Origin of the sequence: Kordiimonas sediminis (assembly GCF_014656395.1) — a bacterium.
GTDB classification, from domain to species: domain Bacteria; phylum Pseudomonadota; class Alphaproteobacteria; order Sphingomonadales; family Kordiimonadaceae; genus Kordiimonas_A; species Kordiimonas_A sediminis.
Genome location: NZ_BNCI01000002.1, coordinates 1,349,718 through 1,362,515, shown reverse-complemented (window position 1 = coordinate 1,362,515; position 12,798 = coordinate 1,349,718). Strand labels below are relative to the sequence as shown.

General features: G+C 47.8%; 11 protein-coding genes and 1 other RNA gene. 9 read left to right on the top strand and 3 right to left on the bottom strand.

The annotated features are described in order from the left end of the window. Positions 1–83 precede the first annotated feature (83 nt). Positions 84–2,210, top strand: a complete 2,127-nt coding sequence (locus tag IE181_RS13910; RefSeq protein ID WP_191253956.1) for a TonB-dependent receptor — start codon at positions 84–86, stop codon at positions 2,208–2,210. Between the two features lie 254 nt (positions 2,211–2,464). Here IE181_RS13910 and IE181_RS13905 read toward each other — a convergent pair whose 3' ends face one another. Both IE181_RS13905 and ssrA read right to left on the bottom strand, forming a co-directional pair. Further along, positions 2,465–3,001, bottom strand: a complete 537-nt coding sequence (locus IE181_RS13905; RefSeq protein WP_191253954.1) for an SspB family protein — start codon at positions 2,999–3,001, stop codon at positions 2,465–2,467. A gap of 129 nt (positions 3,002–3,130) precedes the next feature. Further along, positions 3,131–3,518, bottom strand: a transfer-messenger RNA (tmRNA) gene (ssrA, locus tag IE181_RS13900). Positions 3,519–3,642: 124 nt separating this feature from the next. Between ssrA and IE181_RS13895 the strand changes: the two genes are divergently transcribed. The 4 genes from IE181_RS13895 (at position 3,643) to IE181_RS13880 (ending at position 7,671) form a co-directional block, all read left to right on the top strand. Continuing rightward, complete coding sequence (locus IE181_RS13895) at positions 3,643–4,227, top strand: hypothetical protein (RefSeq protein WP_191253952.1); 585 nt, start codon at positions 3,643–3,645, stop codon at positions 4,225–4,227. A gap of 100 nt (positions 4,228–4,327) precedes the next feature. After that, positions 4,328–5,122 carry a thymidylate synthase gene (locus IE181_RS13890; protein WP_191254273.1) on the top strand — a complete coding sequence of 265 codons (795 nt, stop codon included), beginning with the start codon at positions 4,328–4,330 and terminating at the stop codon, positions 5,120–5,122. Positions 5,123–5,229: 107 nt separating this feature from the next. Continuing rightward, on the top strand, positions 5,230–7,050 hold the full coding sequence (locus IE181_RS13885) for a sensor histidine kinase (protein ID WP_191253950.1): 1,821 nt from the start codon (positions 5,230–5,232) through the stop codon (positions 7,048–7,050). Between the two features lie 141 nt (positions 7,051–7,191). Beyond that, on the top strand, positions 7,192–7,671 hold the full coding sequence (locus IE181_RS13880) for a dihydrofolate reductase (protein ID WP_191253948.1): 480 nt from the start codon (positions 7,192–7,194) through the stop codon (positions 7,669–7,671). A 75-nt stretch (positions 7,672–7,746) separates the two neighbouring features. Here IE181_RS13880 and IE181_RS13875 read toward each other — a convergent pair whose 3' ends face one another. After that, positions 7,747–8,859: an Mrp/NBP35 family ATP-binding protein gene (locus tag IE181_RS13875; protein WP_191253946.1), complete on the bottom strand. Its 1,113-nt coding sequence runs from the start codon at positions 8,857–8,859 to the stop codon at positions 7,747–7,749. Between the two features lie 140 nt (positions 8,860–8,999). Here IE181_RS13875 and hflK point away from each other — a divergent pair, with 140 nt between their 5' ends. The 4 genes from hflK to IE181_RS13855 all read left to right on the top strand — a co-directional run bounded on the left by hflK (position 9,000) and on the right by IE181_RS13855 (position 12,693). Beyond that, complete coding sequence (gene hflK / locus IE181_RS13870; protein WP_191253944.1) at positions 9,000–10,052, top strand: FtsH protease activity modulator HflK; 1,053 nt, start codon at positions 9,000–9,002, stop codon at positions 10,050–10,052. Further along, positions 10,052–10,915: a protease modulator HflC gene (hflC, locus tag IE181_RS13865; RefSeq protein WP_191253941.1), complete on the top strand. Its 864-nt coding sequence runs from the start codon at positions 10,052–10,054 to the stop codon at positions 10,913–10,915. The genes hflK and hflC overlap by 1 nt, the downstream gene beginning before the upstream one ends. An 8-nt stretch (positions 10,916–10,923) precedes the next feature. After that, the gene (locus tag IE181_RS13860) at positions 10,924–11,112 is read left to right on the top strand and encodes a DUF2065 domain-containing protein (RefSeq protein WP_191253939.1); all 189 of its coding nucleotides are present in this window, start codon (positions 10,924–10,926) and stop codon (positions 11,110–11,112) included. A gap of 81 nt (positions 11,113–11,193) precedes the next feature. After that, positions 11,194–12,693, top strand: a complete 1,500-nt coding sequence (locus IE181_RS13855; protein ID WP_229819450.1) for a Do family serine endopeptidase — start codon at positions 11,194–11,196, stop codon at positions 12,691–12,693. Positions 12,694–12,798: the final 105 nt, after the last annotated feature.

The following is a 12,798-nucleotide window of genomic DNA, read 5'->3' as shown; positions in this document are numbered from 1 at the left end:
CTGAAATATTCCATTTGACAAAGCTCTGAAATGCCACTTATAAAATGTTACTATATTTCATTACATTTTATGAGGCTTTGTTTATGTCGTTTAAAGTAGCATTATTATCCTCTGCCGGTTTATGCGCCTTGTCGTTGTCTTCCGCGGTTACCGCGCAGCAGTCTGATGAGCACCCTGAAGAGCATCTGGAAGAAGTTGTGGTTACTGGACGTTTGATCCAGTCAAGGGAATTTGACCTGTTACAGGGTACTAATGTGCTGGCGAACGAGTCGCTAGAGCGCGTTATGGGGCCGTCGCTGGGTGAGACTTTGGATAGATTGCCAGGCGTGTCCCAGACTGCCTTTGGCCCAGGGGCGAGCCGACCAATTGTTCGGGGGCTTGGCGGCGACCGTATCAGAATTCTTGTCGGCGGCATCGGTACCATTGATGCTTCGTCTACTAGTCCTGACCACGATGTATCCGGCGCACTTGGAACTGCCAAGCGGATTGAGGTGCTGCGCGGACCAGCGACCCTCTTGTATGGTAATAATGCAGTCGGCGGTGTCGTGAATATCATTGATGGGCGGATTCCAGACAAATTACCGGAAAGCCAGCTATCCGGAGATCTTCGTGGGTCATTTGGTACAGCGGCTGATGAACTAATGGTGTCGGGCAAATTTGACTTGCAGCTAAATGACACGCTGGTTCTGCATGCAGACGGGTTTATTCTGGACGCAGATGACATGAAGATACCGGGCGAGGCTGAATCTGAATATCTACACGCAGATGACGATCACGATGACCACGATGATGATCACGACGATCATGATGACCATGATGATGATCATGATGACGACCATGGCGGAAAGGCAGAGAATACTGCTGTCACGAAGAAAAGCGGTACAGTAGGTCTTAGCTGGGTTAAGGACCGTGACTTTTTTGGTGTATCAGTGACAACCAAAGCAAGCGACTATGGCGTGCCTGGGCATTCTCATGCGCAAGAAGACGATGACCATGATGACGTTGATCATGAAGAAGATGATCATGATGAGCACGGTGAAGAGCCAGTGCGCATTGACCTGAAGCAGACACGAATAGATGCGATGGGTGGCTGGCATTTTGATAGCTTTATTGAAGAAGTAAGATTGCGCGCAGGTTATGCAGACTATGAGCATAAAGAACTGGAAGGCGATGAGGTGGGAACCTTATTCCTGAATGAGGGATATGAAGCGCGTTTGCATATGGTGCACGCACCAGTTGGAGGAATGTCGGGTGCGTTCGGCATGCAACACCGCAAGCGTGATTTTGAAGCTATCGGTGATGAAGCCTTTACACCTGCCAGTGTGACCAAACAAACGGGCCTGTTTATCGTTGAAGAATATGAAATGGGCGATGTGCTATTGGAAGCTGGTGGCCGTATCGAACGCCAGTCTATCACCAGTGATCAGCGTAATTTCGACAAGAATTATACAGGAATAAGCTTTTCTGGTGGTGCAGCGTGGAAGCCTGCAGATGGATGGATGCTTGGTGTGAATGTGTACCGCACGGAACGCGCGCCTAATGCTGAAGAACTTTTGTCCGAAGGGCCTCATCTGGCAACCAGCAGCTTTGAGCTCGGTGATGTGGGCTTGAAGGAAGAAGTGGCAAAAGGTGGTGAGCTGACCATCAAATATTCTCGCGAACATGTAAATTTGGGCGCAAACTTCTATCTGGTAAATTATGATGATTTCATTGCGCAGTCTTTCACCGGCGAAGAAATGGACGAGCTACCTGTCCTGCAATATACGCAGACGGATGCACGCTTTAAAGGATTTGAACTTGAGGCAAATGTGGTTGCATACCACGAAGGACAGACCGAAGTTCTGCTGTCCGGTTCGGTTGATTATGTGAAGGCAACAGACACAGTATCAGATATGCCGCTTCCGCGGATTCCGCCACTTAGTGCGCGTATTGGTGTCGATGTAAAGTACGGAAAGTTTGATTTTGGCGCGGAACTTGAAGTTGCGGACAAACAGGATCGTCTATCTGAAAATGAGCTTCCAACAGATGGGTATGAGCGTCTGGATCTGACGGCCGCATATCATCATATGGTTGGCACAACGCCGGTTGACTTTATTCTGCAGGCACGGAACGTGACCAATGAAGAAATTCGGCACCACACCAGCCAGTTGAAGGACTTGTTACCTTCTGCGGGTCGTGACATTCGTTTCTCAGTGAAAGTCAGCTTTTAAAATTGCCGAATAGCTACAGTAATGATGGGGTCAGAACTGCTGTTCTGGCCCCATTTTTGTTCGAACAACACAATATTTTGCTGCGACTGTCGCGCCGTTGTCCGTGAAGACGCATTTCCGCACTGCAAAGCATACAGTGCACATTAATCTACCTAGTAGCTGTTGGTACAGGGATGCACCACACTGTCTATGCAGAGGACATTAAGGGATGCAAGCCTGGGAGCTTTGGCGGGCGCTATTCCTTGGCAGAGGATTTATTTTTTTCGGAATGCATCCAGTGTGACGACATTATTTGTGTCACCCTTATCGCCAGAATCGTCTGGATCAGTGTCATCATTCATGTCGTCCATATCGTCATCATCTTCGAATTGGACAGTGCCGCTGTCAGCAAAGTCAACGTTTGCTTCCATCATTTCCGTAATAGGCTCTTCGCCTTCATCGTCATGAAACTGCAGGGCGAACTGGACGCTTGGGTCTACAAATCCAACCACACTGTCAAATGGAATGACCAAATGCTCAGGCTTTTGATTGAAAGACAGGCCGATTTCAAAGCGGTCTTCATGAATCTTCAGTCCCCAGAATTTATGCTGAATGACGATTGTCATCTCTTCCGGGAATCTGCTCAGTAAATGGGCTGGAAGTTCAACACCTGGAGCCTGACTTTTGAAAGCAATGTAGAAATGATGATCGCCTTTCAGGCCATCTTTTTCTGTTTCCAAAAGTACATTCCTGACAACCTGCCTAAGAGCCTGCTGTACCTTCGCGTCATAATCTATATGGACGTCAGTCATCCGTCATATCCGGTGTCGTTTATTCCTTTGCTCGTTATAGTCAACCTAAGAGCAGGCGTGAAGGTTAAAATGCAGGGAAATGCAAAAAAAGTAACGGGAACGGCAGAGGGCATTGAAATTAAAAGAGAAAGTGGCCCGTTCTGTTGCTAGGTGGGCCAACCCCCACCTGGATATGTCAATACCCAGGGATTTAATAAATGTGTTCTCTATGACTGCTTACGCAGCAACAGCGAACTCGACGTCATTGTCGTTTGCATTTATAAAGTTTGGTCCATCACAGCGGTACCATCCTGAGCGAAAGGCTTACACCGTTCAATATGCGTCGATCCTGGTTCGCCCCCATCAGCAACAGTCAGAGTAGAGTAAGCAGGCATGCCCCTGCGTTTTTTGACTGCTGGTGGTGGAGGCGCCGGGTACTGCCCCCGGGTCCGCTCTACCTACTTAATGCGCCGTTTATCGCCATAGCTGGTTGCCCAGCACCCTTTATATAGGCAGTGTGGACGGAAATTTAAAGGGTTTTTGTGCAGATGTTTTTCCGGGATCATATTTAGCTGGCCAAGTATCTGCTGCTATTATTTTCATGTATTTTATGGCATAGTGTGTGTGGGTGGGTCCTACCTTAATTCTAAGGAGAGCGACCAATGAATGAAGTGAAGCACTGGGACTGGGAAACCCCTGAACGTCCCCATGAGAATCTTCGGGAAGCTGTTGCTGTTTTTACCACGATGGAAGATATGCAGCAGGCCGTTGATGATTTGGAATGTCACGGTTTTGCCACCGCCGCCATGTCCCGTCCAAAACATCCTGAAATTGTTGAAACTGCCATTGGCCATGCAGTTAAAAGCGTACGGGAATTGGAAGATGATCCGGAAGTGCCTAGAGAAGCCTATACGGATCCTGATAGCCAAATGAGTGGGATGATGATTTCCCTGCTGGTGCCCACATATGTTCTTTTACTGGCGGGCATGGTGATTTCAGTATCCTACGGTTTTCAGATAATGCAGATCGCTGCCATGACACTTGCCATGGGTCTTATTGGAATTGGCCTTGGCGGTATGGTAGCCGCACGGCTATACAGAAGTATTCAGAACCGCAGACACCATGAAGAGAAGCTTGGCGGATACTTATTATGGGTACGTACTGGAAGCAGGGCACAGGAATTGTCTGCCATGTCCAGTCTGAAGCAGCATAATGCGCTGGATGTGCATATGCACGGTGCTTACTGATAAAGGCGACAGGGTAGGCGCTGAAAATTTTCGGATGACTTGATTTTTGGACCATGTATAACTTTCTGCAGGCAGGAATATGTAGAAAGTGAAAAGTCGCATGAAACAGTATCTGGATTTGTTGGGTCACATACGAAATGAAGGTGTTTTCAGACCAGACCGTACAGGCACAGGTACATACAGTGTGTTCGGTTATCAGATGCGCTTTAACCTGGCCGATGGTTTTCCATTGGTTACGACTAAAAAGCTCCACCTCCGGTCCATTGTTCATGAACTACTATGGTTTATTGCCGGTGATACCAATATCAAATACCTGAAAGACAACGGGGTATCGATATGGGATGAATGGGCAGACGACAAGGGTGATCTGGGTCCCGTTTATGGTCATCAGTGGCGCAGTTGGCCAACACCTGACGGCAGAACAGTTGACCAGATTAAAAACCTTCTGGAGATGATTCAAAAGTCACCTGACAGTCGTAGATTGATTGTTTCTGCCTGGAATGTTGCTGATGTTGACCAGATGGCATTGCCGCCTTGTCACTGTCTGTTCCAATTTTATGTCGCTGATGGAAAGCTTTCCTGCCAGCTCTACCAAAGAAGCGCAGACGTTTTCCTTGGTGTGCCTTTCAATATTGCTTCCTATGCACTCTTAACGCACATGGTGGCGCAGGTTTCCGGGCTAGAGGTAGGGGACTTTGTGCACACATTTGGGGATGCTCACTTGTACAGTAATCATTTGGAGCAAGCTGATACCCAGTTGTTGAGAGAGCCTCTGCCGCTACCAAAATTACGCCTAAACCCTGATGTTAATGACTTATTTGCATTTACCTATGATGATATAGTCATTGATGGATACGAGTCGCATGCAGCTATCAGGGCGCCTGTTGCTGTGTAGGTCATGAGTTTAGAATTCAGCGCACCTTTTCATTGGCGGGACTACTGTTATTAGTACGGTGATATGCCTCTTACAAGCCTGTCATTTAAAAGTGGATTGGGGAACGTATGGTCGGAGTTTTTAAGCTTACAAAGCCAAAGATACGCTTGTTGTTGCAATTATCTGTGGTGGTTGTTGGCGGTCTGATCATAACAGTGTTCGCATCTTTCCAGACGTACAAAAACAGTGATCGTGAAGCACGGTCTGACTTTACTTCCGCTGCGTCGCTACTATTTGCTGGCATTGAAAGCCGTCTTTTAAATGCCTTGTCAGAGACAAATAATATTGTGGCCCTGATTAAGGCGGACCGAAGTTTAACACAGGAAAGATTTTTCCAGTATGTTGAGGCTAATAATTCTTTAAATGATCAGCGTTTGGCAATTATCGTTATCGCCCAAGGAGATGGAATGCCCGAGACAGAGGAGGGGCTTGGCAGTGATCCAGTGCGACCAATATATACTTGGGCTAAAACGCGTGATGAAGCGACGCGCCTTCTCAATACGCCTATCCGGGAAAGTCTGATAACCGGATTGAAAGCGGACTTTTCTCAATCTGGCTCTGATGTTACAATTTTACCACCTGATCTGCTTGCCTTCACAGGTGGAGAACGCGTGCTACTTTATAAGACACCTATTGCTGACTTGCACGGCAAATCTGTAGTTATCTATCAGTTCCTCAGTCCCCAGTATTTCGTGAATCACGTTTTTAATAACCCGGCGTGGTTAGCAATTAATACACAGATTAAAGTGTTGAGTAATGGGGAGGTGTTGACAGATAGGCTTGGTGTTATAGACGGCAAGGCAACTGCGAGTTTTGATGCACGAGAGGATGAGAGCTTCTACACACTTACAGAAGCTATGGATTTTACAACAACCAGATGGGAGTTTACTTTCTATTCAAAGGAGGGCTTCAAGCCAAACCTTGAACCTGTTTTCTGGGTTACGCTGGTATGTATAATTATCAGTAGCCTGATTATCAGCCTTCTTTGGACAAGTGCGGGACGCGCCAGAAAAGTGATGGAGGTTGTCGAACGCCGCACAAGTGCCTTGACAGATGCGCACCTGGAACTTGAAGAGCATTACAAGTTGTTGCAACATTTGAATAATGATCTTGAAGAAGCTCGTCGGTCAGCCGAGTCTGCAAATAAAACCAAATCCGAGTTTCTGGCGACTATCAGTCATGAATTGCGTACACCTTTGAATGCAATTCTGGGGTTTTCCCAGATCATCATTGATCAGTCTCTTGGGGATATCGGGGACGAACGGTATGTTGATTACGCCCGGGATATTAATGTCAGCGGGGAGCATCTTCTGGGCTTAATCAATGATATCCTGGATTTGGCCAAGCTGGAATCAGGGAAAATCTCTATTGCATCGAAGCCTGTGGATATCAGGTCGGTACTAGACCGAGTTTACACCATTTTTTCTCTGAACGAACAGGTTAAAAATATTAATCTGGTCATGGAGTTTGATGATGCTCTGCCGGACTTGATAATGGGCGATATGTTACGATTGCGGCAGATCTTGATCAATCTTGTTTCTAATGCTGTGAAGTTTACTAAAGATGGCGAAGTCAGAATGTATATGCGATCAGCCCTGAACCAAAGTGGAAGGCGTTTTTGGTATATGGGGGTAGAGGATACAGGTATTGGTATCCCCGAAGATCAGATAGATGGATTGTTTGATCGGTTTACCCAGGTTGACAATACTCTCACCCGCTCACACGGCGGTGTCGGCCTTGGTCTGGCAATTTGTAAAGAACTGGCAGTGTTGATGGGGGGTAACATTTCAATAGAAAGCGTTGAGGGTAAAGGCACAAAAATCTGGGTTACGTTGCCGCTTGAAGAAGCGGCAGACTTCGGGGATGACCCCAATGACATCCTGATTTAGGGTTTACTGCCTATTTCCAAATAGGGAACAGTTTGCGTTTTAGCTATAGCGGGATGATTCATACTTGGCTTTGGCCAATGTTTCTGACACAACCCATGAAGCTGATTTCACGTATCATAGTTTTAAGAGCAGAGAGAATTCATGGCATTATCACTTATTGTAGCGATGGACAAAAACCGGGTCATAGGTAAGGAAAATGATTTGCCGTGGCACTTGCCGGAAGATTTAAAATACTTCAAGAAAGTCACAATGGGTGCTGCCATTATTATGGGGCGCAAAACCTATGACAGTATTGGCAGGCCCTTGCCAGGAAGGGAAAATATAGTAATCACCCGGCAGGCGAATTGGAAAGCCGACGGTGTGACAGTATTTCATGCACTGTCAGATGCCAGGGATCACGTTGGGCAGGCAGATGCCTTTATTATCGGGGGCGCGGAAATATATAATCACGCCCTGCAGTATGTTGACAAAATGTATATAACCGAAGTGGATATTGCGGTAGAAGGTGACGCTTATTTCCCAATAGTTGACTGGCCAGAGTGGCAGGAAGTTTCTCGTGACAGTCATGATGCGGAAGATGGTCGCCCGGCTTATAGTTTTGTAGTCTATAAACGTAATTAGTGGGGTTTTTGCAATCTGATGTGCAGCTTGCTGGATTGGGGCGACATGAAAGTCGCCCTTTATTTTGTCTGTGCCCTAGAAGTTGAATAATTTCTTCTTTAACTTCAACGTTTTCTGGATGCTGGCAGCAATATCTTTATATGCCTTTGCAGCTTCGGTGTTAGGCGCAGATGTAACTACTGGTGTTCCTGCGTCTGACCGTGCCCTCACATCAGGGTCCAGCGGTATGCCGCCCAGAAATGGAACAGAGAGTTCCTCAGCCGTTTCCTTCGCACCGCCATGGCCAAATATATGACTTTCATGTCCACAGTTAGGGCAGTGGAATGTGCTCATATTCTCCACAATCCCAAGGATTGGAACACCCACCTTTTGGAACATTGCTAGACCCTTGCGGGCATCTATCAAGGATAAATCCTGTGGTGTAGAAACAATCACAGCGCCGCTCAAGGGGACTTGTTGTACCATAGTTAGCTGAACATCACCGGTTCCAGGGGGCATGTCCACAACAAGAATATCAAGGGGACGCCATGCTACATCACGCAGCATTTGCTGGGTAGCGCCCATAACACGTGGTCCGCGCCAGACAACAGGCTGATCAGTGTCGACGAGAAAGCCAATCGACATTGCTTTCAGGTTATGGCTTTTTACCGGCTCAATCACACCGTTGTTGATTGCCGGTTTTTCTTTTGTACCCAATAGTGTCGGTAGGCTGGGGCCGAATATGTCAGCGTCCAAAATGCCAACAGAAAGTCCCTTTTCCTGCAGTGCAAGTGCTATGTTAATAGACGTGGTTGATTTGCCGACGCCGCCTTTACCACTGGCAACGGCAATTACATGCTTTACGCCTGGAATAGGGCTAGGGCTTGGTGGTTTTGGCGGGCCGCCAGCATCCGGTGCCCGGCTTTCTCTTGTCGGTTTTGAAGGTTCTGCGCCGGGGGCACGTGTGGCCGTCAGAACAACGTTAACCTGTTTGACGCCTTCTAGTTTGGCGACCGCTTTCTCAGCGGCTTCTCTGATGAAATTTGGGTTATCAGGCTTGTTGTCATGGAAGTCCAGAACGATACCAACGGAACCTTCGTCAATAATGATACGGCTGACGCTGTCTAAAAGGTCAAGCCTTTTCCCTGTGTCTACCAGTATAAGTTTACTTAAGGCAGACCGTATGTCTTGTTTTGTTGGCATAGTCATGAAAAATTGATCCTGAAATGCGGAATTTTACGCGAGTAACATTGCGGATGCGATGCCGCTACCATATATAGCGTATAAGAATAACAGTCCAGTTTCACTTTTGTGAGTTTAGATAAGAAGCCTAAGGGGAGAGAAAATACATGCCTTGGCAAAACAATGGCGGCAACGGCGACCGGCCTAACCCATGGGGTGGCGGTGGCTCTGGTGGTCGCAATGAACCGCCACAGTTTGATGATTTTATTAAGAAAGGCCAGGACCAACTGAAAAGTGCGATGCCGGGCGGTGCCGGCGGTGTGGTCCTGATTGTCCTTGTGATGATCGCTCTATGGTTAGCAAGCGGCTTGTATCGTGTGGAAACAAACGAACAGGGCGTTGTAATGCGTTTTGGCAAGTATGTTGATTCAACGGCCCCAGGACTTCATTGGCATCTTCCGTACCCTATCGAGACGGTTGAAGTTCGCGGCGTGACCGACGAACAAACTATCGAAATAGGTGTTCGCGGTGCTAGTAATCGTTCTGAAAGTTTGATGCTGACAAGCGATGAAAATATTGTTGACGTTCGTTTCAACGTTGTGTGGCGTATTGCTGACCTCGGGAATTATTTGTTCAATCTTGCTGACCCTCAGCAGACCGTCAAGTCAGTAGCAGAGAGTGTTATGCGGGAACTGGTAGGTAAAGAACGCATTACACCAATTATTACAACTGCACGGGGTACGTTGCAGTCTGATGCCCTTCTTGAAATGCAAAATATCCTTGATACCTACGAATCCGGTATCACTGTTCTGCGTGTACAGATTATCGAGTCAGAAGCACCGGACGAAGTGAAGGATGCTTTCCTTGATGTGCAGCGTGCAGAAGCAGACCAGCAACGTCTGATGAACGAAGCAGAGCAGTATAGAAATCGGATTATTCCTGAAGCGAAAGGTCGCGCACAGCAGTTGGTCAATCAGGCAGAGGCTTACAAGGCTGAAGTTGTTGCACGTGCCACTGGTGAATCGGCACGCTTCCTGTCGGTATATGAACAGTATGTTGCTGCCAAGGATGTTACTAGAAAACGTCTGTATCTGGAAACAATGGAAGAAATTCTGGCGGGTATGGATAAAATCGTAATCGACGGTGATGCAGGCTCTGGCGTTGTGCCGTATCTGCCACTGGATCAGTTGACCAAGAAGAAAAGCGAGGGAGAAGAATAATGAAAAAGCCTCTTATTGCCCTTGTGACCATTGTAGCGGTCGTTGTGATTTTTGGTTTGGCATCAGTTTTCACGGTGAATGAGCGTGAACAGGCTATTGTTGTTCAGTTTGGTGAGCCAAAGGCAACCGTAGTCGAACCTGGTCTGCACTTTAAAACACCGTTTCTAGAGCAAGTTACGTATCTGGATAAACGCATTTTAAGTCTGGATATTCGCCCGCAGGAAATGCTTGCAAGTGATCAGCGCCGTATTGTGGTGGATAGCTTTGCCCGTTTCCGCATTGTGGATCCGCTGAAGACGTACACCGCGGCGCGCACAGAATATCGTGCCATGGGCCTTCTGGAGAAGGTGATGGAAGCATCTGTTCGGGAAGTGCTGGCAAAGCGTCCAATGCAGGATATCGTCTCTGGCGAACGCCGTAACCTGATGCAGCAGATTGCAGAAATCACGAATGCCCAGGCAAGTGCCTTTGGTCTTGAGGTGGTTGATGTACGTCTGAAACGTGTTGATCTGCCAATGCAGAACAGCCAGTCTATCTTTGACCGTATGCGTTCTGAGCGTAACCGCGAGGCGACACAAAAGCGCTCTGAAGGTCAGGGAGCTGCCACCAGAATCCGTGCAGAAGCAGAGAAAGAACGTACGATCCTGCTTGCGGAGGCTGAAAAGCAATCTTCGATTATTCGTGGTGAGGGTGACGGTGAAGCCGTACGTATTTTTGGTGAAGCATTTGGTAAAGATGAAGAGTTCTTTGAATTTTACCGCACCATGCAGGCGTATCGTAAAGCCCTTGGTAAAAGCGATACCCGTTTGGTGTTGTCGCCCGACAGTGAGTTTTTCAAATATTTCTCTAATGAGAAAAAATAGACTCTCACATGTCATTTGAACTTATAGTGACTGCCATAGGCCTCGCTTTCTTTATAGAAGGCGCGGCCTATGCGCTTTTTCCAGATGGTATGAAGAGGCTGCTTGTCGCAGCCTTGGAACAATCTGCCGCAAACCTCCGGGTGACGGGCTTGACCATTGCCGCAATTGGTGTTGCCATTATATGGTTGGTTCAGTAACGTCCAATCGTGTCCTTATTGAACTTGCCGGTTTTTAATGCCGGAAATTGTAATCTAATAAACAAGAACAGGAGTAAGTGCGTGAATTCACTACATACGAAAGCATTCAGGGAACGCCTTGCTGCGCTATCATTTGTGCGTGCAGCGATGGTGGTAACTGTGGCGGTAAGTGCCTTAATTGCTTCGCACAATCCCGTCGCAGCCAGAGGAGCGCCAGACAGCTTTGCTGATTTGGTTGAAAAACTCTCCCCTGCTGTTGTGAATATTTCGACAGTGACGACAGTAACCCCTTCAAACAACAGATCTCCCCGTTTGCCTGAAGGAATGCCATTTGGCGATTGGTTCGATGAGTTCCGTGATCGTCAGGAAGAAGCCGAGCCAAGACAGGCACGGTCTTTAGGGTCTGGCTTTATCATTGATGCCGAAGGGTATGTGGTTACAAATAACCATGTGGTTGCTGAAGCAGATGAAATTACAGTCACTCTTTTTGACGAAAGAGAATTTGAAGCAGAACTGATTGGCCGCGATTCCCGGACTGATCTTGCCCTGCTGAAAATCAAGTCGGATAAAAAATTCCCCTATGTATCGTTCGGCGATAGCGATAAGTCCCGCGTTGGCGATTGGGTATTGACCATTGGTAATCCGTTTGGTCTTGGCGGGTCTGTGTCCGCGGGTATTCTGTCTGGCAGAAACCGTAATGCGGACGGTGGCGCCTATATTGACTATCTGCAAACAGACGCGCCGATTAACCGTGGTAACTCTGGTGGTCCTATGTTCAATATGGACGGTGATGTCATCGGCGTGAATACGCTGATCTTCTCTCCGTCTGGCGGTAACGTTGGTATTGGTTTTGCCATTCCTAGCCATGATGCACAGCTTTATATCTCGGAACTCCGCGAGTTTGGTCGCGTACGCCGTGGCCTGCTGGGTGTTACAATCCAGGCAGTTACCGAAGAAGTTGCTGAAAGTCAGGGCCTTGAAAACGTCGAAGGTGCGATTGTGACAACCGTTGCAGAAGGCGGCCCGGCAGAGGATGCAGGTATTCGTATTGGCGATATCATCATTTCCTGGGACGGTAAGCCGGTTGACAGTTCACGGTCATTGTCGCGGGTGGTTGCGCTTACAAAAATTGGGAAACCGGTTGATGTTGTGCTGATCCGTGATGGCGAACGAATGACTATTCCTGTGACGACAGGTGAGATGTCAGAAGAATTGAACCGTGACGAAGCTATTCGTGAAGGCCGTGAGCGTCGCAGTCAAACTGGTGAGCGCGATATGGTCGAAGGCATGGAATTGATGTCAATGAACAGTGATGTGCGTCGCCGTTTCAATATCGCGGATGATGTTGAAGGCGTGGTTGTTGTTCGTGTTAGCCGTTCAAGTGCGGCTGGCCGTGCAGGTATCCGGTCTGGCACCGTTATCATGCGTGTGAACAGCACACAGGTTACCGATGCGTCAGATGTTGTTTCCGCCTTGGATGAAGCGCGGGAAGCAGGACGTGAAAATGCGCTTCTGTTGGTTCATTACCGCGGAAACACAGTGCATCTGCCACTACGTATCCAGGAAGAAAGCGAAGAGTAATCTTCCATACATAGAATAAAGAAACCGCCCCTTCGAGGGCGGTTTTTTCGTATCTGGAACATACTTCGGGAAGTGGGTCGTCTTGGTCCTGTAACCAGTCCTAAG

Coding starts and splice junctions, on each gene's coding strand:
- IE181_RS13905 (WP_191253954.1), bottom strand. CDS start 3,001: ATGACTGACGTCCATATAGATTATGACGCGAAGGTACAGCAGGCTCTT.
- hflK (WP_191253944.1), top strand. CDS start 9,000: ATGCCTTGGCAAAACAATGGCGGCAACGGCGACCGGCCTAACCCATGG.
- IE181_RS13895 (WP_191253952.1), top strand. CDS start 3,643: ATGAATGAAGTGAAGCACTGGGACTGGGAAACCCCTGAACGTCCCCAT.
- IE181_RS13875 (WP_191253946.1), bottom strand. CDS start 8,859: ATGACTATGCCAACAAAACAAGACATACGGTCTGCCTTAAGTAAACTT.
- IE181_RS13910 (WP_191253956.1), top strand. CDS start 84: ATGTCGTTTAAAGTAGCATTATTATCCTCTGCCGGTTTATGCGCCTTG.
- IE181_RS13880 (WP_191253948.1), top strand. CDS start 7,192: ATGGCATTATCACTTATTGTAGCGATGGACAAAAACCGGGTCATAGGT.
- IE181_RS13885 (WP_191253950.1), top strand. CDS start 5,230: ATGGTCGGAGTTTTTAAGCTTACAAAGCCAAAGATACGCTTGTTGTTG.
- IE181_RS13860 (WP_191253939.1), top strand. CDS start 10,924: ATGTCATTTGAACTTATAGTGACTGCCATAGGCCTCGCTTTCTTTATA.
- IE181_RS13890 (WP_191254273.1), top strand. CDS start 4,328: ATGAAACAGTATCTGGATTTGTTGGGTCACATACGAAATGAAGGTGTT.
- hflC (WP_191253941.1), top strand. CDS start 10,052: ATGAAAAAGCCTCTTATTGCCCTTGTGACCATTGTAGCGGTCGTTGTG.